This is a genomic window from Mycetocola sp. CAN_C7, assembly GCF_015752285.1.
GTDB lineage: Bacteria > Actinomycetota > Actinomycetes > Actinomycetales > Microbacteriaceae > Mycetocola_A.
This window is the reverse complement of sequence record NZ_JADOUY010000001.1, coordinates 297,457-321,785: the sequence shown is the minus strand read 5'-3', so window position 1 is coordinate 321,785 and position 24,329 is coordinate 297,457. Positions and strand designations below refer to the sequence as shown.

The 24,329-nt window shown below is 66.0% G+C and carries 26 protein-coding genes; 13 read left to right on the top strand and 13 right to left on the bottom strand.

Annotated features, from left to right (window positions below; translation table 11 throughout):
* Positions 1–129: 129 nt before the first annotated feature.
* Both IWX78_RS01435 and upp read right to left on the bottom strand, forming a co-directional pair.
* Positions 130–834, bottom strand: coding sequence for a winged helix-turn-helix domain-containing protein (locus IWX78_RS01435; RefSeq protein WP_196831607.1), 705 nt, complete (start codon positions 832–834; stop codon positions 130–132).
* 545 nt (positions 835–1,379) lie between these two features.
* Positions 1,380–2,012, bottom strand: a complete 633-nt coding sequence (gene upp / locus IWX78_RS01430; RefSeq protein WP_196831606.1) for a uracil phosphoribosyltransferase — start codon at positions 2,010–2,012, stop codon at positions 1,380–1,382.
* A gap of 113 nt (positions 2,013–2,125) precedes the next feature.
* Here upp and murQ point away from each other — a divergent pair, with 113 nt between their 5' ends.
* Together murQ and tadA are read left to right on the top strand one after the other, a co-directional pair.
* Positions 2,126–3,058: an N-acetylmuramic acid 6-phosphate etherase gene (gene murQ, locus IWX78_RS01425; RefSeq protein ID WP_196831605.1), complete on the top strand. Its 933-nt coding sequence runs from the start codon at positions 2,126–2,128 to the stop codon at positions 3,056–3,058.
* Positions 3,059–3,105: 47 nt separating this feature from the next.
* Positions 3,106–3,591, top strand: a complete 486-nt coding sequence (tadA, locus tag IWX78_RS01420; RefSeq protein WP_196831604.1) for a tRNA adenosine(34) deaminase TadA — start codon at positions 3,106–3,108, stop codon at positions 3,589–3,591.
* Between the two features lie 24 nt (positions 3,592–3,615).
* Here tadA and IWX78_RS01415 read toward each other — a convergent pair whose 3' ends face one another.
* From IWX78_RS01415 to IWX78_RS01390, 6 genes are all read right to left on the bottom strand, one after another.
* A complete protein-coding gene (locus IWX78_RS01415) occupies positions 3,616–4,461 on the bottom strand; it encodes a universal stress protein (protein WP_196831603.1) in 846 nt (281 codons plus the stop codon).
* Between the two features lie 23 nt (positions 4,462–4,484).
* Positions 4,485–5,063: an HhH-GPD-type base excision DNA repair protein gene (locus IWX78_RS01410; protein ID WP_196831602.1), complete on the bottom strand. Its 579-nt coding sequence runs from the start codon at positions 5,061–5,063 to the stop codon at positions 4,485–4,487.
* A 66-nt stretch (positions 5,064–5,129) separates the two neighbouring features.
* Positions 5,130–6,083 carry an N-acetylglucosamine kinase gene (locus IWX78_RS01405; RefSeq protein WP_196831601.1) on the bottom strand — a complete coding sequence of 318 codons (954 nt, stop codon included), beginning with the start codon at positions 6,081–6,083 and terminating at the stop codon, positions 5,130–5,132.
* A gap of 16 nt (positions 6,084–6,099) precedes the next feature.
* On the bottom strand, positions 6,100–7,314 hold the full coding sequence (locus tag IWX78_RS01400; RefSeq protein WP_196831600.1) for an ROK family transcriptional regulator: 1,215 nt from the start codon (positions 7,312–7,314) through the stop codon (positions 6,100–6,102).
* A 134-nt stretch (positions 7,315–7,448) separates the two neighbouring features.
* Complete coding sequence (locus tag IWX78_RS01395) at positions 7,449–8,555, bottom strand: Gfo/Idh/MocA family protein (RefSeq protein WP_196831599.1); 1,107 nt, start codon at positions 8,553–8,555, stop codon at positions 7,449–7,451.
* Positions 8,552–9,307 (bottom strand): sugar phosphate isomerase/epimerase family protein, encoded by a 756-nt coding sequence (locus IWX78_RS01390; RefSeq protein WP_196831598.1) that lies wholly within the window; start codon positions 9,305–9,307, stop codon positions 8,552–8,554. Before IWX78_RS01390 ends, IWX78_RS01395 begins: the two co-directional genes overlap by 4 nt.
* Positions 9,308–9,746: 439 nt before the next feature.
* Here IWX78_RS01390 and IWX78_RS01385 point away from each other — a divergent pair, with 439 nt between their 5' ends.
* The 8 genes from IWX78_RS01385 (at position 9,747) to proC (ending at position 19,329) form a co-directional block, all read left to right on the top strand.
* Complete coding sequence (locus IWX78_RS01385) at positions 9,747–11,432, top strand: ABC transporter substrate-binding protein (RefSeq protein WP_334684489.1); 1,686 nt, start codon at positions 9,747–9,749, stop codon at positions 11,430–11,432.
* Positions 11,433–11,520: 88 nt separating this feature from the next.
* The gene (locus IWX78_RS01380; RefSeq protein WP_196831596.1) at positions 11,521–12,510 is read left to right on the top strand and encodes an ABC transporter permease; all 990 of its coding nucleotides are present in this window, start codon (positions 11,521–11,523) and stop codon (positions 12,508–12,510) included.
* A 9-nt stretch (positions 12,511–12,519) separates the two neighbouring features.
* Positions 12,520–13,479: an ABC transporter permease gene (locus IWX78_RS01375; RefSeq protein WP_334684488.1), complete on the top strand. Its 960-nt coding sequence runs from the start codon at positions 12,520–12,522 to the stop codon at positions 13,477–13,479.
* 2 nt (positions 13,480–13,481) lie between these two features.
* Positions 13,482–14,384 carry an ABC transporter ATP-binding protein gene (locus IWX78_RS01370; RefSeq protein ID WP_196832081.1) on the top strand — a complete coding sequence of 301 codons (903 nt, stop codon included), beginning with the start codon at positions 13,482–13,484 and terminating at the stop codon, positions 14,382–14,384.
* Positions 14,381–15,172: an ABC transporter ATP-binding protein gene (locus tag IWX78_RS01365; RefSeq protein WP_196831595.1), complete on the top strand. Its 792-nt coding sequence runs from the start codon at positions 14,381–14,383 to the stop codon at positions 15,170–15,172. The genes IWX78_RS01370 and IWX78_RS01365 overlap by 4 nt, the downstream gene beginning before the upstream one ends.
* Positions 15,169–17,610, top strand: coding sequence for a glycoside hydrolase family 2 protein (locus tag IWX78_RS01360; RefSeq protein WP_196831594.1), 2,442 nt, complete (start codon positions 15,169–15,171; stop codon positions 17,608–17,610). The genes IWX78_RS01365 and IWX78_RS01360 overlap by 4 nt, the downstream gene beginning before the upstream one ends.
* Positions 17,591–18,466 carry a LacI family DNA-binding transcriptional regulator gene (locus IWX78_RS01355; protein WP_196831593.1) on the top strand — a complete coding sequence of 292 codons (876 nt, stop codon included), beginning with the start codon at positions 17,591–17,593 and terminating at the stop codon, positions 18,464–18,466. The genes IWX78_RS01360 and IWX78_RS01355 overlap by 20 nt, the downstream gene beginning before the upstream one ends.
* A gap of 17 nt (positions 18,467–18,483) precedes the next feature.
* On the top strand, positions 18,484–19,329 hold the full coding sequence (gene proC / locus IWX78_RS01350; protein WP_334684487.1) for a pyrroline-5-carboxylate reductase: 846 nt from the start codon (positions 18,484–18,486) through the stop codon (positions 19,327–19,329).
* A gap of 84 nt (positions 19,330–19,413) precedes the next feature.
* On the opposite strand, the gene IWX78_RS01345 is transcribed toward proC, so the two are convergent.
* Both IWX78_RS01345 and IWX78_RS01340 read right to left on the bottom strand, forming a co-directional pair.
* Complete coding sequence (locus IWX78_RS01345; protein WP_196831592.1) at positions 19,414–20,085, bottom strand: potassium channel family protein; 672 nt, start codon at positions 20,083–20,085, stop codon at positions 19,414–19,416.
* Entirely contained in the window at positions 20,078–21,520 is a 1,443-nt protein-coding gene (locus tag IWX78_RS01340; protein WP_442929199.1) for a TrkH family potassium uptake protein, read from the bottom strand. Before IWX78_RS01340 ends, IWX78_RS01345 begins: the two co-directional genes overlap by 8 nt.
* 71 nt (positions 21,521–21,591) lie before the next feature.
* On the opposite strand from IWX78_RS01340, the gene IWX78_RS01335 reads away from it, so the two are divergent.
* The 3 genes from IWX78_RS01335 to IWX78_RS01325 all read left to right on the top strand — a co-directional run bounded on the left by IWX78_RS01335 (position 21,592) and on the right by IWX78_RS01325 (position 22,514).
* Positions 21,592–22,029, top strand: a complete 438-nt coding sequence (locus IWX78_RS01335; RefSeq protein WP_196831591.1) for an ArsR/SmtB family transcription factor — start codon at positions 21,592–21,594, stop codon at positions 22,027–22,029.
* An 84-nt stretch (positions 22,030–22,113) separates the two neighbouring features.
* Positions 22,114–22,308: a helix-turn-helix domain-containing protein gene (locus tag IWX78_RS01330; protein ID WP_196831590.1), complete on the top strand. Its 195-nt coding sequence runs from the start codon at positions 22,114–22,116 to the stop codon at positions 22,306–22,308.
* A 107-nt stretch (positions 22,309–22,415) separates the two neighbouring features.
* Entirely contained in the window at positions 22,416–22,514 is a 99-nt protein-coding gene (locus IWX78_RS01325; RefSeq protein ID WP_003792170.1) for a 30S ribosomal protein bS22, read from the top strand.
* A gap of 186 nt (positions 22,515–22,700) precedes the next feature.
* Here the strand turns inward: IWX78_RS01325 and IWX78_RS01320 are convergent, their stop codons facing one another.
* The 3 genes from IWX78_RS01320 to IWX78_RS01310 form a co-directional block, all read right to left on the bottom strand.
* A complete protein-coding gene (locus IWX78_RS01320) occupies positions 22,701–23,462 on the bottom strand; it encodes a YidC/Oxa1 family membrane protein insertase (RefSeq protein ID WP_196831589.1) in 762 nt (253 codons plus the stop codon).
* A 68-nt stretch (positions 23,463–23,530) separates the two neighbouring features.
* Positions 23,531–23,824: a DUF6412 domain-containing protein gene (locus IWX78_RS01315; RefSeq protein WP_196831588.1), complete on the bottom strand. Its 294-nt coding sequence runs from the start codon at positions 23,822–23,824 to the stop codon at positions 23,531–23,533.
* 58 nt (positions 23,825–23,882) lie between these two features.
* Positions 23,883–24,314 carry a RidA family protein gene (locus IWX78_RS01310; protein ID WP_196831587.1) on the bottom strand — a complete coding sequence of 144 codons (432 nt, stop codon included), beginning with the start codon at positions 24,312–24,314 and terminating at the stop codon, positions 23,883–23,885.
* Positions 24,315–24,329 lie beyond the last annotated feature (15 nt).

Here is a 24,329-nt window from a genome sequence, read left to right as displayed (position 1 = left end):
TGTGGTTTTCGCCTGTTGAGCGTGCCCGCTGATCGTTTGCGCCTGTCGAGCGTCACGGGATTCGCAGCTCCGACGCCGAGCGTCACGGGATTCGCAGCTCCGACGCCGAGCGTGGGGAGCTCCCTGGTTCTAGAACAGGTCGGGCGACGGCGTCGATGAGTGGCGGATCGATACGTCTGCGTGGCGGTCGAACCGGTACCCGACGCCGCGCACGGTGCGCACGATGTCTTCGTAGCGGGCGAGCTTGGCACGCAGACGACGAACGTGCACGTCGATGGTGCGTTCGTTCGGAACCTCGTCTTCGTCTCCGCCCTTCCAGAGGGAGGCGATGAGCTCGGCGCGCTCGATCGTCCGGCCCTCGCGGAGCACGAGGTACTGGAGCAGCTCGAACTCCTTGTATGTGAGTCCGACCGGCTCGTTGTCGAGTACGAGGCGCTTGCGTGAGATGTCGATGACGACGCCGGAGTGAGCGCGGTCGAGCTCTTCGTCTTCCTCGGCCTGACGGTGCCTGGCAAGTGCTGACGGGTCCTGAAGTGCGAGGCGCACGACGTCGACGTCCCGTCCTCCTGCGCCCTCGGGGGCAAGGGCGACGGCGGCGTAGGTTTCAGACGTCGGAGCGAGTTCTGCTGTGAGGGCCTTGAGGGCCTGCACGATCGCACCGAGGTTGGTGCCTGCGGCGGCGGCCTTGGCGTCGTCGATTCCGACGTAGAGAACGAAGCCGCGTGCTTCGGTGCCCTCAGGGACGGCACGGAGGCGGGGAGCCGCCGACGGAGCGGATGCCTCGACGGGAGCAGTTGTGGACGGTGCGAATGAGGTGGCGTGTACGAGAGACATGAGGGGAATCCTTTGTGGAGAAGAACGTTGCGTCGAACCGCGGTCCCGTGAGCGGGTACGACGGATGCCGTGTGGACGGCGGTTCGGAATGTGGCCTGTGCGGCGGCCGGAGCGGATGCGAGGTGTGGCATCCGGGACGCGAGCGTGACGAGATCTGTCAGCGAGCGTGGCGACGGGTTACGCGGTTAGCGACACATTCGACAACACATGACTGCGCTGCCGGCCATCATCAGGCGGGCAGTTCCACGAGGCTCGACGGAGCTCAGGGAAGGGGCGTTATCAGTCATGTCGATGAGTTAACCCCACGGTGTCGCGGTGTGTCAAATCTTTGCACCGCATGACGAATAAACGAGAAATACAGAAGCTTCTCCGCGCGAAGCGCGCTTCATGCGAAGAAACTTCGAAGTACCTCCAGTCAACAACCACGTGTCGCAAGGACCTGCGTCGCCGATTTTGAGGGAGCGGGGCGCAGGCATCGTGTGCAGAGGGTGTGGTCGAGCGCCCATGGGCGCCGGTGCAGGATGCCGTCGCGGGGAAGAGGAACTCTAGACCAGCCCGTAGAGCCGGTCGCCCGCATCGCCGAGGCCAGGCACGATGTACCCGTTCTCGTTGAGCCGTTCGTCGAGCGCGCCGAGCACGATCGTGACGTCGCGCCCCTGGGTGGCTTTTTCGAGTGCAGCGACACCCTCGGGGGCGGCGAGCAGACAGATGGCGGTGACGTCGACAGCGCCACGGTCGAAGAGGAAGTCGATCGCAGCACCGAGGGATCCACCCGTGGCCAGCATCGGGTCGAGCACGAAGCACTGGCGGTCGGAGAGGTCGTCGGGCAGGCGCTCGGCGTATGTGGTCGGTTCGAGGGTCTCCTCGTTGCGCACCATGCCCAGGAAGCCGACCTCAGCGGTCGGCAGCAGCTTCACCATGCCCTCGAGCATGCCGAGACCCGCGCGCAGGATCGGAACGACGAGGGGACGTGGCTGGCTGATCGCCAGGCCGGTCGTCGTCGTCACCGGGGTCTCGATCTGCACCGTCTCGGTGCGCACGTTGCGGGTGGCCTCGTAGGCCAGCAGCGTGACCAGTTCTTCGGTCAGTGCCCGGAACACCGGCGACGGCGTCGTCTTGTCACGAAGCACCGTGAGCTTGTGGGTGATCAGGGGGTGGTCCGCTACGTGCACTCGCATGGGTTAAACCTACCCGGTGTGCACCTCCTCGCGGGCGGCGGCCGTTTCGGGCCACCGTGAGGCTACGCGGGTCAGTACGGTGGAGTCACGCTCACCGATGAATCGAGGACACAGTGGCTGACGCAGATCCCCCCGAACTCCATGCCGTCCTCGCCGAACTCTCGACGGAGCGGGTGAACGATCGATATGCCGACCTCGACCTCCTGTCGACCCGGAACCTCGTCTCCGCGATGAATGCCGAAGACGCCGGTGTCGCCCCCGCGGTCGCCGAGAACACGGATGCCATCGCCACAGCGGTCGACGCCATCTCTGAACGGATGCTCCGCGGCGGTCGCCTGATCTACATCGGTGCGGGCACACCCGGCCGCCTCGGCGTGCTCGACGCGAGTGAGGCTCCGCCCACGTTCGGAACCGACCCTGATCGCATCGTCGGAGTCATCGCCGGTGGTCGGACGGCACTGGTCACCGCCGTGGAGGGCGCTGAGGACGACGGGGCAGCCGGCATCCGAGACGTCGCAGATCTCGACGTCCGCGAAGGCGACTCGCTCGTCGGGATATCGGCATCCGGTCGCACGCCCTACGTCCTCTCCGCTGTCGCCGAGGCCCGCCGTCGCGGCGCGTTCACCGTCGGGGTGGCGTGCAACGCAGCATCCGACCTGGGGGCAGCAGCAGACGTTGCCATCGACGTCGTCGTCGGCCCCGAGCTCCTCACCGGCTCGACCAGGCTGAAGGCCGGCACCGCGCAGAAGATGGTGCTCAACATGCTGAGCACGCTGACGATGGTGCGGCTCGGCAAGACCTACGGCAACCTCATGGTCGACCTCAAGGCCAGCAACGAAAAGCTGGTCGCACGCTCGGAACGCACCGTGATGCTGGCCACCGGCGTGGATGCGGCCACCGCCGCTCGGACCCTGGCCGCTGTGGGCGGCTCGGTCAAGGCCGCCATCCTCGTGCATCTCGGCGACGTGACACCTGAAACCGCTGTCGCTCTCCTCGGCGAGCACGACGGGTTCCTGCGACGGGCGCTCGCCGAAGCGGCACGCTGAGGAGTGGCGACCCTCGAATAGGCTTCTCGGCAAGACAGGAGGCCCGGATGCCGTTACCCGTCGACCCGGTCGACCAGGAGTGGATGCGTCGTGCCCTCGACGAGGCCCGCTCCGCCCTGACCACGGCCGACGTACCTGTCGGCGCCGTGATCGTCACCGCAGACGGCCGAATACTCGGCGCCGGTCGCAACGAGCGGGAAGCCCGTCAGGATCCCACCGCTCACGCCGAGTTGGAGGCGATCCGCGCTGCGGCGACAGCATCAGGCGACTGGCACCTGACGGATGTCACGCTCTACGTCACCCTCGAACCGTGCGTGATGTGTGCTGGCGCGATTCTCGCCGCCCGGATTCCTCGTGTGGTCTTCGGTGCGTGGGATGACAAGGCCGGGGCAGCGGGCAGCGTCTACGACGTGCTGCGCGACCGTCGCCTCAACCATCGGGTGGAGGTCGTGCCAGGCGTCGATGCCGACGCCTGCTCAGCCCTGCTCACCGAGTTCTTTCGCGGCGACGGGTCTGAGCGGCGGCCGGGCTGACCGGCGACCTCGTGCCGGGGCGACTCAGCGCACGATCACTGTCGGCGCTGCCAGCCGCGCGAGCACTCCGTGGCTGACCGATCCGAGCAGGAACCGGGCGACAGCACCACGGCCGTGGCTTCCGACGACGACGAGAGACGCTGTCGACGCCTCCTCGGTCAGAACGGACGTCGGGTCTCCCTCGGCGACGACACGACGAACCCGCACGCTCGGATGCCCACCCATCACGCCCTCGAGGGCGCGGGTCAGCGTCTCGTTCCCGATCTCGGTGAGGTCCTCGACGTATTCGACGGGGAAAGCCAGGTCGTACCCGTAGACGACCGGGTTCGGCCAGGCATTCACGGCGACGAGCGCCTCACCCAGCCGGTCCGCTTCGTCCACCGCGAATGCGAGGGCATGTTCCGACGTCGGCGAGCCGTCGACACCGACGACGACGCCGTGGCGACCGACGAGACTCACGTTCGGGATCACGGCGACCGGGGTGGTGCTTGCCGCTGCAATCCGGAAACCGCGGGTACCGTGCCTGCGCGACCCGTCGTCTCCGTCGGAGTCGCTGCCGACGACGACCATCTCGGCATCCTGCGACAGCCGCACGAGCTCGTTGAGCGGATCGCCCTCCTGCACGCTCGTCGTCACATCGGATCCCGGTGAACCCTCCCTGGCCAGGTCGGCTGCAGCGGAGAGCATGGCGTCGACGTCTGCCCGGGCCGCCTCGAGCAGTCCTGCGCTCCCTGCTCGCCGCATCCCGGCGTCGACGACGTGAACGAGGTGAAGCCCGAGTCCGCGAGAACTCGCGCGTGACGCCGCCCATCGCACCGCCGCCCTGCTCGTGTCGAGATTTTTGACACCGACCAGCATCCTTGTCGCCATGGGGTCCTCGCTTTCGCCGGGGTTCAGCCCGTCTTCTTTGCGGCGGCTTTTGCCGCACGTTTGGTCTCGCGCACTCTCGTCAGCGAATCGGCGTCGACGATGTCTGCGACCGACCGGTGGCTGCCGTCCTCGCCATACGCTCCGGCCGCGTCCCGCCAGCCGGTGCCGGTGAAGCCGTACTGTTTGCCGAGCAGTGCGACGAAGATCCGCGCTTTCTGGTCGCCGAAGCCCGGGAGGGCCTTCAGCCGACGGTAGACCTCGGCGCCATCCGGGTCTCCCCGAGTCCAGAGAGCGGATGCCTCTCCGCCCCAGTCATCGACAAGGGCGTGGCACAGCGCCTGGATCCGTGCGGCCATGTTTCCGGGGTAGCGGTGCACAGCTGGAGGGGTCCTGCAGAGTTCGACGAACGTCTCGGGGTCGGTGCCGGCGATCGCCTCGGCCGTGAACGCGCCGAGGCGGTCGCGGATTTTCGACGGCCCGGCGAACGCGGATTCCATCGGAACCTGCTGATCGAGCAGCATCCCGATGAGCAGCGCGAGCGGGTCTGTCGAGAGCAACTCGTCGGCGGCATTATCCCCGGTGATCGTCAGGTTCGGCGTCATGACTCATGCTTACCACTCGGGGGCATCCCACACGAGCCCGCCGCGGCGTCCGTCGAGAAACGGACCTTACTGCGATGCCAACGCCGGGAGCCCGGCGGTGTGAATGAAGCTCCGGAGCGGATGGCCGTCTGCGACGTCGAGAAGCGCCTGGACTCCATCGAGCGGCAGACCGAGCGGGTGTTCGAGGCTGGCGCCAGGGGCGTGCTCGGCCAGCGCGGCCGCGAGGGCATCCCGCATCGTCACCGAGTGCGTGGCGAGCGCGCCGACGGCACCGACCCTGGCGTACGCGCCGGGCTGCCAGCCCACCCGGCGGAGTGCACTCGTCGCCGAATGCGCGAGCTCAGCGGCGGCGGCGGCGACGATCGCTCGCGCTGTCTCGTCACCCGCCGTTGCCGCATCGACGACCGGGCGGCAGAACGAGGCGATGCGGGAGACCCGCTTGGGATCGGCCTGCACCACCATGTACACCTCGTCGAGCGGCCCGAACAGCTCGACTGCTGTCGCCTCGAGTGTCGTGTGGGGTGCCCGTCCGTCGAAGGCGCGCAGCGCGGCATCCAGCCCGGCGCGACCCACCCAGTACCCGCTGCCGGCGTCACCGAGCAGGAATCCCCAGCCGTCCACCTTGGCGACCGCCGTCTCGGAGAGAGCGAGGACGACGACGCCGGTTCCGACCGCGAGCATCACGCCTGGCGCTGTGCCGTTCGCGGCCAGATAGCCCGTGATCGAGTCGTGGGCCAGAGCCACGCGGCGTACTCCGAGATGTTGGGTCGCCTGGAGCAGGCCGCTCGGGTTTGCGGCGGCAGGGGTGAGCCCCGATGTACCGACCGCGAGTTCATCGATGCGATGGCCGGTCGACGTGGAGAGGCCGACAGCGAGGTCGGCGATCTGGTCGACGACGGGACGATCGGTGAGAACGCCCGGCCCTTCGACCTCGGTGAGCACGCCGCCGGCGTCTGAGAGACGCAGCCGGGTGCCGGTCTGACCACCGTCGATGGACAGGCGAAGGGTGGGAGGTGTCATGACGATTCCGGGGAGATCAGGCGAACGTGACCGAGCGCAGTGAGCGGGGGGAGAGGCGGTCCTGCAGCATGAGCGTCGCAGCGCCGAGGGCGGCCGCGTCGTTGCCGTTCACTGACATCCGCACCTCGACGCCGTGGATGCCGCGGGCGAGAGCCCGTTCAGACAGGACGCGGGCGATGGTCTGGACATAGATCGACCCGGCCGTGGAGAAGGCGCTCCCTGCCAGGACGATGAGCTGCAGGTCGAGAAGGTTCACCATCGAGACCAGCGCGACCGCCAGGTAGTCTGCCGACTCCTCGATCAGCGCACGCGCGGCTGCATCGCCCCTGGCCGCTGCGCTGCCGATGGCGGCGAAGTCGACTGAGATCCGCCCGGTGAGCGGGAGATCGAGCGTGCCGTTCGCGACGGCATCCCGCGCCTTCTCGACGATCGCCCGTGGGCCGGCATACAGTTCGAGGCAGCCGATGTTGCCGCACGGGCAGACAAGTCCATTCGCGTCGACGCTGATGTGGCCGATCTCGCCGACGTTGGAGGAGACGCCGTGATAGATGGTGCCATCGATGACGATTCCAGAGCCGATTCCCGACCCCATGTACACCGAGGCGTAACTGCCATAGCCCTCGGTCGCGCCGAGCCAGTACTCGCCGATCGCTGCTGCCGTCGCGTCGTTGTCGAACTCGCACTGGAGCCCGGTCGTCGTCGCCAGAGCCTTGCGGATCGGGAAGTCGCTCCAGCCGGCGAGCGAGGGCACGCCGCGCACTGTGCCGTTCTCACGGTCGACCGGGCCGGGGATGGCCAGCCCCATTCCGACGATGGATGAGCGGTCGAGGTCGAGTCCGACGATGAGGGATTCGATGTCATCGGTCATGCGAGAGACGACCGCGACGGGTGAAGCGTCGCCTGGGCCGTCGACACGCGTGCGGCCGACCACGGTGCCGCTGAGGTCGGCCACGACGTAGGTGATGTAGTCCTGCCCCACGTGCACGCCGAGCGCGAGCCGCGATGCCGGATTGATCTCGAGACGCATCCGGGGCTTGCCGCCGGTGGATTCGCCGCGCCCGGTCTCGCTGATCACGCCGTCGGCGAGCAACTCGCGCACGACGGTGGAGATGGTCGCCTGGGTCAGCCCGGTGAGCTCGGCCAGTTCGACACGGCTGATCGGTCCGGCTGAGCGGATGAGATCGAGCGTCTTTCCTTTGGACGACGCTCGACGGCGGGGTTTTTCGGTCACATCGCCCATGCTAACTTACTTTGCTTTATAAAGTCGATAAAGAAAGTGGTGCGGACTTAAGGGTAGTGAAACCGAATTCTACCGCCGAATCCGGCGCCGCGAGGAGCCGGATTCAGCGGTAGATGTCGACCGTTCTAGAGAGTCGCGGCCCTGGGGTCCCAGTCAGCGGGAAGCGGTGACACCGACGGCGCCGTGCTCCCGATCGTCACGAACTCGCCGGACTCGGCCGACTCGGCGATCGAGACCATGGTGTCGACGACGTGGTAGGCGAGCTCGCCAGACGCGCGGTGCGGCCGATCTTCGCGGATGGCCCTCGCGAGATCGAGAACTCCGGTGCCACGGGTCGATGACGCGACGGTGGACGCGAGGACCTCGGAACCCTCGCCGCCCCTGCGGTGGATGACCAGGTCGCCGTCGAAGTTGTTCGGGTCGGGGAGCACGAGCGTGCCCTCCGTTCCGGCGATCTCGACGAAGCCGTGACGGGTCAGCGCGGAGTCGAAGCTCCAGATGCTCTGGCCGGATCCGCCCGACGCGAACTGCAGCAGTGCTCCGACGTGCGACGGCACGGTGACGTCGAACGTCTCGCCGGCTTTCGGTCCCGATCCGATCGTGCGTTGAGCGCGGGCGGTGGACCCGGATGCCGCGACCCGCGCGATCGAACCGAACGCCTGCACGAGTGCCGTGAGGTAGTACGGGCCGATGTCGAACAGCGGACCAGCGCCCTCCTGGAAGAGGAAGGCGGGGTTCGGATGCCACGACTCGGGGCCGGGAGACTGCATGAGGGTGAGCGCGGTCAGCGGTGTGCCGATCTGCCCCTCCTCGATCGCCCGGAACGCGGCCTGCAGACCGGCACCGAGGAAGGTGTCAGGCGCGCAGCCGACGCGCACGCCGGCATCCGCTGCCGCGGCGAGAAGTCGCTGGCCGCTCTCGCGATCGAGCGAGAAGGGTTTCTCGCTCACGACGTGCTTACCTGCGGCCACCGCATCGAGGGCGATCGGCACGTGCGCGGTCGGGATGGTCAGGTTGACGACGATCTCGACGTCAGGATGGCTGAGCACGGCATCGACTCCGCCGCTCGACTCGATGCCGAACTGTGCGGCACGTCTGGACGCCGAATCCTCGAAGAGGTCGCCGACCGCGTGGACGACGACATCCGGGAACGTTGTGAGGTTCTCGAGATAGGTCTCGCTGATGACACCGGCACCGATGATGCCGACGCCGACGGGTCCGCTGCCGCTCATGCCGTCGCCTCTCCAGTGGTGAGGTAGCTGTAACTGTCTTCGACGGCCTCGAAGACATCGCCATCGAAGTCGTCGAGTTCGACGACACCGATCTTCAGATCGGGGACGGCGTCGATGATCGACCAGATCGGCAGGGATCCAGAGCCGACCGCGACCTGCTTCTTGGTGTCGAGGCTTCCGTCGCCGTCCTTGATGTGGATCGCGACGACCCTGCGGTCGAGACGACGGAGCAGTTCGACGGGGTCGACTCCTCCGGCCTGGGCCCAGTAGGTGTCGACCTCGAGCACGACGGCGGGGTCGAGTCCATCGACGAGGACCTCGAGAGCGGGCCGGCCGTCGATGCGGTTCTCCAGCTCGAAGTGGTGGTTGTGGTAGCCGACGGTGAGCCCGAACTCGGCGGCGAGCTTGGCCGCGGCGTTGAGCTTGTCCGCCGTTGCAGCGATGTCATCTGCGGTCGTCCACCTGGCGCGGTCGACGTGCGGGTCGATCACGATGCCGATGCCGAGGCGCACGGCCGTTTCGAACACGGCGCGCTGGTCGGGCACCGAGAGGAGGCCGACGTGGGTGGACGGCGCGACGAGGCCGGTCTCAGCGAATGCCGCCTCGAGTTCGTCGGCTTTCGCGACGAAGTTGAACGGTTCGACCTGGCGGTAACCGATGTCGGCGACCCGCCGCATGGTGCCGGCGAAATCGGCTTCGAGAGCATCCCGCAGTGTGTAGAGCTGCAGGGAGGGGTTCGGAAATTCAGCCATGGACTCCATCATCCTTCGAATTGTCGTGCACTTACTTAACTCACCTAAGATACTAGTACCACGCCGGCGAAGCCGACGAAAAGGATGCCACCGCTCCCCGACTGCCGCCGTCCGTGCCTGTGTCTACGCTCCCACGGTGTGAGTGCCGCTGTCGACCATGAGGCGACCCACTCCTCGGCGATCCGCACGATCCGGCCGGCACGTCCGCGCGGCCTTCCTCAGCCACGGGTGCCGCGGCTGACCCCTCGTCTGTCGGTCCTAGGACCAGCCGTCGCCATCGCCTCGGCGACCTCCATCAATTACTTGACTTACATAATAAAGTGGCCTAAGAAAGTATCCAACGGTTCTTCGTTCTCGCATCCCGCGCAGCAGACAGCGGTTGAGTACTGCCCGTGACCCCCGCCACTCCGGTGGCATTTCACTGATGAAAGGTCCAACGATGTCCCTGAAATCACACGGCACGAGGCGGGTAGGCCTGACGGTCACCGCACTCGCGGCCGCTGCGGCGCTGACACTCACCGGCTGCAGTGCCAGCTCGACTCCCACGAGTGACACCTCCAGCATCACCGTCTTCAATGGCGCCACCGGCACCATCACGGAGAACTTCAACCCCTTCTCGTCCACCGCCCTCCAGCCCACCCTCGGCGTCATCTTCGAGCCGCTGTACTGGTACAACGCCGCCGCCGACCAGGATCCGGTTCCCCAGCTCGCGACGGCATTCGAGTGGAACGAAGACGGCACCGCTCTCACCATCACCACTCGCGAGGGTGTGAAATGGACCGACGGCGAAGACTTCAGTGCGGAGGACGTCGCCTTCACCTTCAACCTCGTCAACGAAACCCCCGAGCTGAACACCACGGGCCTCTCGGCCACCGCTGAGGCCACAGACGAGAACACCGTCGTCCTTAGCTTCACCGAGCCGTCGTTCATGCAGGAGCCGAGCGTTCTCGGCAACCGCGGCATCGTGCCCGAGCACATCTGGGCCGAGGTCAGCGACCCGGTCACCGACGTCAACAGCAACCCCGTCGGCACCGGCCCATTCAAGGTCAAGGATTTCAACGCCCAGAGCTACGTGCTCGAGAAGAACACCGACTACTGGGAAGAGGGCAAACCGGCGATCGACGAGGTCAGGTACATCTCGCTCGAAACGGCGGATGCCGCGAGTGCGGCCCTGCTCGCCGGTCAGGTCGACTGGATGAGCTCGTTCCTCCCCGGTCTCGACCAGATCCTCAAGGACAACCAGAACCTCACCTACGTGAACACGCCCGCCATGACGGCGTCGATCTTCACCTGTTCGAACGCTGAGCTGGGCTGCACCGGCCCGCAGACCGACCCGGCTGTGCGCCAGGCGATCTACCACGGCATCGATCGCGAGCAGCTCAACACCCTCGCCGGCGGCGGCTTCGCCGAAACCGCGTCCCCGACGATCATCCTGCCCGAGCGTGACAAGAAATGGATCGCAGACGAGGCGAACGTCGAGGTGCCGTCCAACGCCGACGTCGACACCGCCGCCGAGATCCTCGACGAGGCCGGCTGGGTCGAAGGCAGCGACGGCATCCGTGAGAAAGACGGCGAGCGCCTCAGCCTCACCATCCAGACGGTGTCTGGCTGGAGCGACTTCATCTCGCTCAACGACGCGATGACCCAGCAGCTCGCCGAGGTCGGCATCGAGCTCAAGCCCACGCAGCTGTCGTGGAACGAGTGGAACGCCAATCAGACCCTCGGGCAGTACCAGTTGTCGCTCGACTCGATCGGCCTTCAGCCGTCGAACAACCCGTACTTCACGTACGACAAGTGGTACAACTCGGCCAACACCACCCCGGTCGGTGAGTCCGCGATCGCGGGCAACGCTGCCAGGTACGCCGACGACACGGTCGACGCCGCCATCGCGACGGCTCGCGCCACGAACGACGAGGCAGTCCAGGCCGAGCAGTACGCGATCATCCAGGAGCAGATCGTCACAGACATGCCGTACATCCCGATCTACATCAACTCGATGCTGACCGAGTTCAACACCGACCGGGCGACCGGATGGCCGTCGAACGACGACAAGTACGCGCTTCCCGTTTCATGGAAGTCCTGGGACAACGGCATCGTCCTGAAGACGATCACCGCAGCCAGGTAGTCCCACCCGTGTCGGCCGGGCGTGCCAGGATCCTGTCCTCCGCAGGGTGCTGTGCGCCCGGCCGGCCCACACCAGAGAGTTGCCTTCCGTGAGATTTCTCCTTCAAAAGGTTGCGTTCTACGTGGTCGCCCTGTGGGCTGCGCTCACCCTGAACTTCTTCCTTCCCCGATGGATGCCGGGAAACCCGGTGGACATGATGCTCTCGAAGCTCGCGCAGAAGGGCCCGGTCTCGCCCGAAGCCCGCAGCGCCATCGAATTGCTGCTCGGCACGAACAGCTCGGCTCCGATCTGGGAACAGTATTTCGACTACCTCGGCAAGGTCTTTGCCGGAGACTTCGGCGTTTCCGTCGCCTACTTCCCCGCGAGCGTCGGCGACGTGATCGGCCGTACGCTTCCGTGGACCATCGGCCTCATCGGCATCGCCACCGTGATCTCGTTCGTGCTGGGCATCGTCCTCGGTCAGCTCGCCGGCTGGAAGCGAGGATCCTGGCTCGACAACTTCATCCCGGTGACGACGATGTTCCAGTCGGTCCCGTACTTCTGGCTCGCCCTCATCCTGCTCTTCTTCTTCGGCAGCATGTGGCGACTGTTCCCGCTCAACGGCGGTTACGACGTGTACACGACCTCGCCGGGCCTCGACTGGGACTTCATCGGGAGCGTGCTCTACTACGGCGCGCTGCCCGCACTCACGATCGTGATCTCCTCCGTCGGAGGGTGGATGCTCGGAATGCGCAACATGATGGTGTCGACGCTGAGCGAGGACTACATCCTGACCGCGGAAGCCAAGGGTCTCAAACCCCGCCGCATCATGACCACGTACGCGGCTCGAAACGCTGTGCTTCCCTCCGTTGCCGGCTTCGCCATCTCGCTCGGCTTCGTGGTCGCCGGCTCGATCGTCACGGAGGTGGTCTTCTCCTACCCCGGCATCGGGTCTGCACTGCTGCAGGCGGTCTCGAGCAACGACTACTCGCTCATGCAGGGCATCTTTCTCGTGATCACCCTCTCAGTGCTCGGCGCGAACCTTCTCGTCGACCTGCTTTACACCCTCATCGACCCGCGCACCCGCGCCCGTGCATAGGAGCCGACCGTGACGACAACAACGCAAGACCCAGCGCTCGCCGCGGGGGCAGCCACAGCGGTCAGCCGTCGGGTGACGCTTCCTCCGATGACGCCCAAGCTCGCCGCCGGCCTTCTTCTCGGCGGAGCGATCACGCTCTTCGGGCTTCTCGGCCCGCTTTTCGTCGGGAACCCGTCGACGGTGAACAACATCGGGCTCAGCGGACCAGGGAACGGTTTCATCCTCGGCACGACCCAGACCGGGCAGGATGTCTTCGCCCAACTCGCCTACGCCACTCGCGGCTCGCTGACCATCGGCCTCATCGTCGGCGTGCTCACGCTGTTCCTGTCGGCGTTCTTCGGCATCGTCGGGGCGTACGCTGGCGGCTGGCTGGACGAGTCGTTCTCGCTCTTCAGCAACGTCATGCTCGTGATCCCCGGCCTCCCGCTCATCATCATCATCTCGAGCTACGTGCCAGACAAGAGCATCCTGCTCGTCGCACTCGTTCTGGCGATCACCGGCTGGGCGGGCTCTGCGCGCGTGCTTCGCGGGTTCACCCTCAGTCTGCGCAACCGGGACTACGTCGCGGCTGCGCGGGTCTCCGGCGAGAAACCGTGGCGAGTCCTCGGCGTCGAAATCCTCCCCAACCTCATCCCGCTGCTCGCCTCACAGGCGGTGTTCGCGGTGATCTTCGCCATCCTCGGCGAAGCAGGGCTGTCGTTCCTCGGCCTGGGAGCGTCCGGTTCGTTCACCTGGGGCACGATGCTCTACTACGCCCAGAACGGGCTCGCCCTGAGGCTCGGTGCGTGGTGGTGGTTCGTTCCGCCTGGGCTGCTCATCGCCCTGTTCGGTGCGGCGCTCTCGCTCATCAACTTCTCGATCGACGAGATCATCAACCCCAAGCTGCGCAACCAGACCCGCGCCACCCGCAAGAAGTGGAACCTGTCGAAGTCCCAGCTCAAGCAGGTCGTGAAGGAGGACGAGCTGTGACGATCAGCGAAGAGACCCAGGCCCGCGCCGATCGCGCGACGACGGCGCGAGCGCACCCCGTTCTCACCGTCGACGACTTCAGCGTCGAATACCGCGGAGAGCGCGTGGTCCAGGCCGTCAGAAACGTGTCGCTCGAACTGGGGCGAGGCGAAATCCTCGGTCTCGCCGGCGAGAGCGGATGCGGCAAATCGACCCTCGCGTACGGCATCAACCGCTTGCTCAAACCGCCGGCGATGATCACGTCGGGGGGTGCGCATTTCCACTCCCGCGAGGGCTACTCGATCGACCTCGGCGAGTTGCACGGTGAAGACCTCCGCGCGTTCCGCTGGGACAAGATTTCCATGGTGTTCCAGGGCGCGATGAACTCGCTCAACCCCGTCATCAACATCCGGGCCCAACTTGAGGACATCTTCACCACCCACCGTCCGGAGATGAGCAAAAAGGAGCGACGCGAAAAATGCGCCGAACTGCTCGAACGGGTCGGCGTCGACCGTTCTCGACTGCTCTCGTACCCGCACGAACTCTCCGGTGGAATGCGGCAGCGAGTGATGATCGCCATGGCGATGGCCCTCGACCCGCAGATCATGATCATGGACGAGCCGACGACGGCGCTCGACGTGGTCGTTCAGCGGGAGATCCTGCGCGAGATCACCCGGCTTCGTGCCGAACTCGGTTTCGCGGTCATCTTCATCACCCATGACCTGCCGCTGCTGCTCGAGATCAGCGACCGCATCGCCATCATGCGCGAGGGGGAGATCGTGGAACTGAGGGATGCCGTCGACCTCTACACCGACCCGCAGCATCCGTACACGAAGAAGCTCCTGGCATCATTCCCGAGCCTCACCGGCGCGCGGGGAAGCTTTGTGCGCGGACACGCGCAGGACCGGAACGAGGAAGTGTCATGAGTGTTCTCGAAGTGAAGAACCTGGTCAAGCAGTACCGCATGCGCGACGGCTGGAAGGGACGCACACTCACCGCGGTGAAGGACGTCAGCTTCACGATCGAATCAGGGCGCACCGTCGCCCTCGTCGGGCAGTCCGGCAGCGGCAAGTCCACCCTCGCGAAGTTGCTCATGCAGCTCGAGACGCCGACGTCCGGAGTGATCGAACTCGACGGCAAGCCGGTGGTTCGGCGGGGAGCAGGACTTCGGCAGTACCGCAGCGACGTGCAGATGGTTTTCCAGGACCCGTTCGCCTCGCTGAATCCGTACCACACCATCGCCCACCACCTGGCCCGGCCGCTGATCCTCCACGGCAAGGCGAAAGGCAGGGACGAGATCGACGCCGGAGTCGCCCGGCTGCTCGAGCGGGTGCGTCTCGAACCTGACATGGCGAATCGCCGGCCGCACGAACTCTCGGGTGGCCAGCGTCAGCGGATCGCGATCGCGCGGGCGCTGGCGCCCGAGCCGAAGATCCTCGTCGCGGACGAACCCGTGTCGATGCTCGACGTCTCCATCCGGCTCGGAGTGCTCAATCTCCTGGCCGACCTCCAGCGGGAGGAGAATCTCGGTGTGTTCTACATCACCCATGACCTCGCCACCGCGCGTCACTTCTCCGACGACATCCTGGTGATGTTCACGGGTGAGATCGTGGAGCGTGGCCCGGCAGATGATGTCATCCTCAACCCCCAGCACGAATACACCAGGCTGCTCGCAGAAGCGGCACCGAACCCAGAGAAAAGAATCTCCGCGTGACCCTCACCTCACTCACCACATCCGACGGCGCCGACTGGGTGCTCCGTGCGACGGCCGGGCCGATCGACGACAGCATCACCGGGCGAGACATTCCCGCGACGGTGCCAGGCGAAGTGCAGCTCGACCTGCTCGCCGATGGTCTGATCGCCGACCCGTTCGACGGTGCCAACGAGGGCGTCCAGGCGTGGATCGGGTACTGCGACTGGCAGTACAGCACCACCTTCACCTGGACGCCGAACGGTGCTGTCCGCCACGACCTCGTCGCGGACGGTCTTGACACCGCGGCTACGCTCACCCTCAACGGCGTCGAGGTGGGACGCACCCAGAACCAGCACCGCGGGTACCGTTTCGACGTCGCGGAGCTCCTGCGCGACGGGGAAAACCAGCTCGTCGTCGACTTCCGGTCTCCGATCGAGTTCGCCCGCGAACAGGAAGCCCTGCTCGGTCCACGCCCGACGGTGATGCACCACCCGTTCAACGCGATCCGCAAAGTCGCGTCCAACTTCGGCTGGGACTGGGGCATCGACGTCTCGAGCTCCGGTATCTGGAAATCGATCGGCATCGAATCCTGGTCGGGGGTGCGGATCGCTTCGGTCCGACCGCTCGTCTCGGTAACCGGTACAGACGGCATCCTCACCGCCCACGTCACGCTTGAATGGGCGAACGACGCCGCAGCCGCCGATCTCACCGTGTCGATCGCCGGCCGCTCCGTATCGGTGCAGGTCGCCCCGGGACAGGCGGATGCCGTTGTGCCGGTCGACGCCGGACCGGTCGAACTCTGGTGGCCGCGCGGGTACGGCGGCCAGCCGCTTTACGACGTCGAGGTCTCGGTCGCAGACGCCGCATGGTCTGGCCGGGTCGGATTCCGCACCGTCGTTCTCGACACGGCGCCAGACGAACACGGGTCGCCGTTCCACCTCACGGTGAACGGCCGCATCATCGGCATCCGCGGCGCCAACTGGGTGCCTGACGACGCTTTCGTCACGCGGGTGACCCGTGAACGGTATCGCGGTCGGATCCAGGATGCCGTCGACGCGAACATGAACCTGCTGCGGGTCTGGGGTGGCGGGCTTTACGAATCCGACGACTTCTACGATGCGTGCGACGAACTCGGCGTGCTGGTCTGGCAGGATTTCCTCTTCGCCTGCGCCGCCTACGCAGAGGAGGATCCGCTGAGGAGCGAGGTCGAGGCGGAAGCACGCCAGGCCATCACCCGACTTTCCACCCACCCGAGCCTCGCCCTGTGGAACGGCTGCAACGAGAACATCTGGGGCTACCTCGAGTGGGACTGGCGCCGCCAACTCGGCGACAAGACCTGGGGGGAGGGGTACTACTTCGAGTTGCTCCCGTCATTGGTGGCCGAGCTCGACCCGACGACCCCGTACTCTCCCGGCAGCCCCTTCTCGTACACGCGGTACGCCCACCCGAACGATCCCCGCCACGGCACGACCCACATCTGGGATGTCTGGAACGACAGGGACTACACCGTCTACGGCGACTACCGTCCACGTTTCGCCAGTGAATTCGGGTTCCAGGGCCCCCCGGCCTGGTCGACGCTCACGGCATCCGTCCACGACGAACCACTCGCACCGTACGGCAACCAGATGCTCGTGCACCAGAAGGCCGATCAGGGCAACCGCAAGCTCGAACGCGGGCTCGGAGAGCACCTGCCGCAGCCCCGGTCGATCGAGGAGTGGCACTGGGCCAGCCAGCTCAACCAGGCTCGAGCCCTTCGTTTCGGCATCGAGCACTTCCGGTCGCTGAGCCCTCTCAACACCGGCTCCGTCGTGTGGCAGCTCAACGACGTCTGGCCGGTCATCTCGTGGGCAGCCGTCGACTACGCCGGTCACCGCAAGCCGCTGTGGCACGCGCTCAAGCATGCGTTCACCGACCGGCTACTCACCCTCCAGCCGCGTGACGGCAAGCCCGCGCTCGTCGCGCACAACGATTCGGATGTCGCGTGGACCGGCACGGTCAGCGTGAGTCGGCAGGCGCTGGACGGCACCGAACTCGGCAGCCAGTCCGTCGCCCTCGACGTCGCACCCCGCGGCATCGTCACGGTCGAGCTCGACGACGCCGTCACCTCAGCAGGGGATGCGACCGGCGAGTTCGTCTCGGCGACCACCGCCGAGGCCGAGCCCGCGTTCTGGTATTTCGTCGAAGACCCGCAGCTCGCGCTTCTGCCGACAGCTGAGGCGCTCGACGTGGTTCCCGAGACGGTGCCTGGCGGGGTGCGCCTCACAGTGACAGCCACGTCTCTCGTCAAGGACATCGTGATCCAGGCCGACCGGCTCGATGCCGCGGCATCCGTCGATCGTGGACTCGTCACGCTTCCGGCAGGAGCGACCGCCGTCTTCACCATTACTGGGGACATCCGGGGGGCGGTTCTTCCGGCGTTCCCGGTGTTATGTTCAGTCAATGACCTCGTCACCGGATGAGCGGGTCGTACCGGCGTCTGTGGGGCTCTGCCTGCACCAGCCTCGACGCCGTGTTCCGCTCGAGCCGTTTTGGATGCAGTTCCTCCGAGGCGCGGAGGATGTGCTCGCTGAGCGCGGCATCACCCTGCTGCTGAAAGTGGTCGGCGACCTGGCAGACGAGGTGGCGACGTTGCGGCGGTGGCACGACACCGACCAGGTGGCCGGCGTCATCGTCGTCGACCTCGCCGCCGAGGACGAGCGCCTCGACGTGCTGCGGCAGCTGGGCATGCCGGCTGTCGTGATGGCATCCCCGTTGCTCGCCCCGGATTTTGCAACCATCTCGACCGACAACGCGTCGACGATGCGCGAGGCGATGGACTTCCTCGCCGCGGCCGGGCACCGTCGGATCGGCCGCGTGTCCGGTCCACGCGGGTTCATGCACACGGTCGTGCGCGATGACGCCTTCAGCGAGGCGGGCGAGCGACTCGGCATCCGCACGTCCGTGGTCGAGGCCGACTACACGGCGGCAGGCGGTGCCGTGGCAACGTCGGAACTGCTTCTCGCTGACCCCCGCCCGACTGCCCTGATCTACGACAACGATGTGATGGCGCTCGCCGGTCTCGACGTCGTGCTCAAGGCCGAGCTCCGGGTGCCAGAGGACATCGCCATTCTGGCCTGGGACGATTCGGTGCACTGCCAACTCGCGACGCCGCCGCTTTCCGCCCTCATGCACGACCTCATCGACTATGGGGCGCAGACCGCGCGGGTGCTCCTCGACGTGCTCGACGGCGCACCAAAGGCCAGCCGGGTGAGCGAGTCCCCTCATCTCATCGAGCGGGCCTCGACGCAGACCGTCCGAGAGGCCGCGATCGGCTGACGCTTTACACTGACAGGGTGAGCGACGACGTGACGATCCCCGGTATTGCGATTCTCGGCAGCGGTTCGATGGGGTCTGCGATCCTCTCCGGCCTGCTCCAGCCCGGAGTGACGGTGAGCGGCGGCATCCGCGTCACCAACCGCACCCGCGCGAAGGCCGACGAACTCGCGCGACTCGACGGAGTGACATCCCTCTCCCTCGACGACGACCCGGATGCCAACCGCACCGCTGTTCGCGGAGCGCGTGTCGTTCTCGTTGCGGTGAAACCAGCGATGGTGCCCGACCTGCTCCGGACGATCGCCGATGCTCTCGAACCCGGCACGCTCGTGATCAGCGTCGCAGCCGGGGTGACGGTGGCGACCTTCGAATCCCTGCTCCCGTCGAGCATCCCGGTGCTGCGGTCGATGCCCAACACGCCGTCTGTCGTCGGCCGCGGGGTGACCGGGCTCTCGGCCGGCACCCGGTCGAGCGCCGACGACCTCGCCCTGGCGCGTGCCGTGTTCGAGACCGTCGGCACCGTCGTCGAGGTGCCCGAGGACCAGCTCGACGCGCTCAGTACGATCTCGGGCTCCGGCCCCGCCTACGTCTTCCTCCTCATCGAGGAGCTGACGAAGACCGCCGTAGCCAAGGGCTTCACACCCGAGCAGGCGGCTGTGCTCGTGAACGGAACGTTCCGTGGAGCTGCCGAGCTGCTGGCGCAGTCGGATAAGACCCCTGAACAGCTGAGGATCCAGGTCACGAGCCCCAAGGGCACAACCGAACGCGCCATCGAGGTGCTGCAGAGGGCGCAGCTCAGCGGCGTGTTCGACGAGGCGACGGATGCCGCTCTCGCGCGGTCGAAGGAACTCGCGGCGGGCGCCTGATCACACGCCATCTCGCGAGTTGCCAGGCTTGAGGGGTTATCGGGCCGTTCGACCCCCGCAAGGTCAGCAACTCGCGGTGGTGTGTCAGCTGCCGAGCGAGGCGAACTTCTCGATGTCCGCCGTCGTGCCTGACACGATGATGAGATCGTGATCGGAGACCACCGTCTCAGCCGTCGCATAGGTGAACGGCTTGCCGGGGGATTTCACTCCGACGACGGTGATGTGGTGCTTCGACCGCACCCCACTCTCGGTGAGGTTGAGTCCGCGGATCGGCTTCGGTGGGTACATCTTCACGAGAGCGAAGTCATCGTCGAACTGGATGAAGTCGAGCATCCGACCGCTCACGAGGTGGGCGACGCGCTCCCCGGCCTCTGCCTCGGGGTAGATGACGTGGTTGGCGCCGACCCTGGCGAGAATTTTGCCGTGTGACTGCGACACGGCTTTTGCCCAGATCTGCGGAATCTTGAGGTCGACAAGGTTCGCGGTGATGAGAACGCTCGCTTCGATCGACGAGCCGACGGCGACGACGGCGATGGAGAAGTCCTGCGCGCCGATCTGCTTGAGGGCTTCGATGTTGCGGGCGTCGGCCTGCACGGTGTGGGTGATCCGCTCCGACCACTTCTGTACGAGCTCCGCACCCTCGTCGATCGCGAGCACCTCACGGTCGAGGCGGTCCAGTTCGCCGGCGCACGCCGCACCGAAACGGCCCAGCCCGATGACGAGCACTGGGGCGTCGTGCTTGATCCGATCAACCAACGATGGGCCTTTCTTCCGGTCTGCGGTAGAGCTTCGAACTCGTCGTCGCGGCAACCGCCGCAGCGAGTGTCACTGTACCAACACGACCGAGAAACATCGTCATGGCCAGCACATACTTCGCCGGGCCGTCGAGATCTGCTGTGAGACCGGTGGAGAGCCCGACGGTCCCGAACGCCGAGATCACGTCGAAAAGCACGTGGTCGAGTGGAGCTTTGGTCATCTGCAGAAGGAGGATGCACGACAGAGCGACGATCGTCGCTCCCCAGAGCACGACGCTCAGGGCGACGCGCAGGACATCCGGCGGCACCCGGCGGCCGAACGCCTCCATGTCGGGGCTGCCCTTGGCCTCTGCAGCGGCTGCGAGGAAGATGACCGCAAGGGTCGTGACCTTGATGCCACCGCCGGTGGAGGCCGAACCGCCACCGATGAACATGAGCATGTCAGCGACGAGCAGGCTGGAGCCGTTGAGGTCGGAGATCTCGATCGATGCGAAACCACCCGACCGCGTCATCATCGAGAGGAACAGTGACTGGAAGACGGTGTCGCTGAAATTCAGCTCGCCGAACGTCTTGGGGTTGTTGAATTCGAGCAGCGCGAACACGCCAGCACCGAGGAAGAGCAGGATGAGCGTCGTCAGCACGGTGAGTTTGACGTGCAGCGACCAGAACCGGGTTCGGAAGAGGTGGCGTTTGAGCGCGTAGATGACGGGAAAACCGAGGGCACCCAGGAACACGCCGAGCATCAGCGTCGAGAGGAACCAGTAGTCGTTCGCGAAGGTGCCGAGGCCTTCGGCGTTCGGGGTGAAGCCGGTGTTTGTGAACGCCATCGCCGAGTAGTAGACGCTGTGCCAGATCGCGTCACCGAGCGGGATGCCGTCGATGAGCATCCGGGGGAACAGCAGGATCGCGATGGCCAGTTCGATGACAACAAGGCTCAGCGCCACCGTTGCGAGCATGCTGCCGATCTCGCCGAGCCGCACCGCCTGGCCTTCTGCCACTGGTCCGCGGTGGCCGCGCATCGGGTTGGAGTCGCTCGCGGCCATGAGCTTCGCCCGCAGTCCCAGCCGGCGGGAGATCACCATGCCGAGGATGGAGGCGAGGGTCAGGACGCCGACGGCACCGATCTGAACGCCGATGTAGACGAGCACGTGCCCGATGACGGACCAGTGCGTGGCCATGTCGACCGTCGACAGCCCAGTGACACAGATCACCGATACCGCCGTGAAGAAGGAATCGGCGAGCGGCGTCGATGTGCCGGAAGCCGAGGCGAACGGCAGCGAGAACAGCAGCGTGAAGAGCAGGATCAGCGCCGAAAAGATGAGGATGGCGAAGCGTGACGGTGAGCGTCCGGTGAAGTCGTCGATGGCCTCGCGCACGCGCGCGAAACCGGAGAGGACAAGGATGTGGGGTCGTGCCTCTGTGGTGCTGCCTGCCACGGTTCCCCCGTTCTGGCTCAGTTGGGACCGTTGTCATGGTACTCCGCGCTGAGAGTCACTAACCTTGGGTCATGGCTGACATCTTTGACGTGATTGCCGACGCCACCAGGCGCGACATTCTGCAGATCCTTCTCGACCGCTACGAGAGCGATTCGACGATCTCGCACGGCGGCACGAGCGTCTCGGAGATCGTGTCTGCACTCGGCCTCAGCCAGCCGACGGTTTCGAAGCACCTCAAGGTGCTCCGTGAGGCCGGACTCGTCGTCGTACGCGAAGAAGGCCAGCACCGCTACTACCGTCTCGAATACACGCCGCTCGAGACGATCGAAGACTGGCTCATCCCGTTCCTCAGTGTCGACTTCGACATCGCCGAAGCGGTCGGGCTCGGAGAACCCGCGCTGACCGGACAGGCCAGGCAGATGGCGGATGCCATCGGTCATGCGGTCGCGGACACCACGCACCGAGTCTCATCCGCGGTGCACGCCGTCAGCAAGAAACTCAGCAAATAACTCCCTCGACACGGTCGGGCCGCTGAGGCTACAGTGGGCGGACGATCACCGCAACACCAGCCACACACCGCATCAGGAGACGATATGGCCGCCGGAATGGAAGACATTCGTTTTCTCACGGTCGCCGAGGTTGCCGACATGATGCGGGTATCGAAGATGACGGTGTACCGCATGGTGCACGCAGGAGATCTGCCGGCCATCCGGTTCGGTCGCTCCTTCCGCGTACCGGAGTCCGCGGTCGCCCAGGTGATCTCGACGCACGTCGCCGACACCGCCTGACAGCGGCGTGGGAGCTCGCGCCTCGGGGATCAGCTAGACTGTTCCGAGGCATTTTTTTCTGCCGGCCGTGGCATCCGCGGCCACAGCCAAACTTTGTGAGGTAATTAGTGGGTTCTGTAATCAAGAAGCGCCGCAAGCGTATGGCGAAGAAGAAGCACCGCAAGTTGCTTCGTAAGACTCGTCACCAGCGTCGCAACAAGAAGTAAGTAGCAACGCACCAGACAAGCGTCAGGCCTCAGGGGCTGGCGCTTTTTGGCGTTCCGCGGCGCTGCGCGAGTAGGGACAGTCTGGACTGGTTCGCTCGACAGGCGCACACGTACGAAACGCACGCGCAACAGGTGCAGACGGCACGTTTTTCGGGGCGCCACCTGTTGAACGGAACGGCGCACGTTTTATTCGCCCAGGCTGGCCCGCTCGCGCGCCTCGAAACGCCTCCGCAGCACAGCGCGCTCCACGAATGTCCACGTGGTGGTCACCGCGAGGTAGATCGTCGCTGCAAGAGGAACGAGAGCCGCGAAGATCACCGTGAGAAACGGCATCCAGCTCAGGATGCCGGTGAGGTTCTGCATGGCGGGCGGAACCGCATCTTGTGTGATCGGTGCGTTTCTCAGTGCGGCGAGCCGGGAGAGCCAGGCGACCGACGCGATGGCGGCCAGCAGGGCGAGATAGACGAGGACTCCCGGCCAGGCGGCGCCGCTGAGAAAGCCGACGAGCGGGGTGCCGAGGGGCACCCCGAAGACCTCCTCGGTCAGCAGAGCGTTGGGATGCCCGTTGATCCCCTGCAGGATGAACAGTCCGTAGACGGTCGAGATGACGGGCGCCTGGAGCAGGGTAGGGAAGCAGCCGGCGAGAGGGGAGGCCTTCTCTGCGGCGTACAACTCCATGGTCTTCTGTTGCAGAAGTTCGGGTTTCTTCCGATAGCGGCGCTGCAACGCCTGCAGTTTCGGCGCGAGCCGGCGTCTGGTGAATTCGGCGCGCACCTGCGAGCGGCCGACCGGAATGAGGGCCGTGCGTACGACCATGGTGATGGCGACGATGGCGATGGCGGTGCTGAGCGCCCCGGCGATCGGGGTGAACAGTGCCGCGAGGGCGGTGACGAGTGAATAGGCGAAGTCGAGCACGATCGCGACGGGCGCGAACGAATAGATGTCCACGAGTGTGGTCCTGTCAGTCAGAGGGAAGAGGAACGCGTCTGGCCGCGAGCCCGTTCAGTGCTGAAGGACTACGCGACCGCCTCTGACCGTGACGGCGCCCGTGGTCGGGGGCGACCTGCCGTGTTGGGGTGGTTCGGAGCAGGAAGATAGGCGAGAGCCTCACGATGTTCGCGCGACCGCGACCCGACCTGCAGGCGCAGTGCCACGATGATCACCGCAAGGTAGCGGGCCCCGAGCAGAGCGGATGCCGCGAGCACGGCCACGCCCGCCACGAGCATCGTGGACGGTTCGCCCTGGGCAACCGCGAGCACCAGGAACGACACGGTCAGGATCATGACCAGCCTGGCGTGAAGTGGGCGCACGGTGTCCTCGGGGATCGGGTGGTTCGAGAGTAGCAGCGGGGGAGGGCTGGAGGAGGAACTATCCGATCACCGAGCTCGGGAGCTCGTGGTCGACGGCATCGATCGCCGGGAGGTTTACGACCGCTTCGATTCCGACAAGGGCTCCTGCCCGGCCGAGCGCGTGGACCTGCAGCACGGTGATCGCTGTCGGGTGGGGTCCCCAGCTCTGCATGGCCGGCCCGATGATGTCGTCGAGTTCCACGTCGCGAGCGAAATACACCGTCAGTTTGGCGACAGCCGAGGTGTCTGCACCTACGTCAGCGAGCACGAGTTTCACCTGCTCGATCGCCTGAGCCGCCTGCGCGGCCGCACCTCCTGCGACGATCTCGCCCGAGGCATCCACCCCGTTCTGTTCACCGATGAAGAGCAATCTGCCGCCCTCGACCAGGATGGCCTGCGAGAAGTGCGGGTTGTGGTGCATCGACCCGGGGTTGATGTGTGTCAGTGCCATGATGCCTCCAGTGCC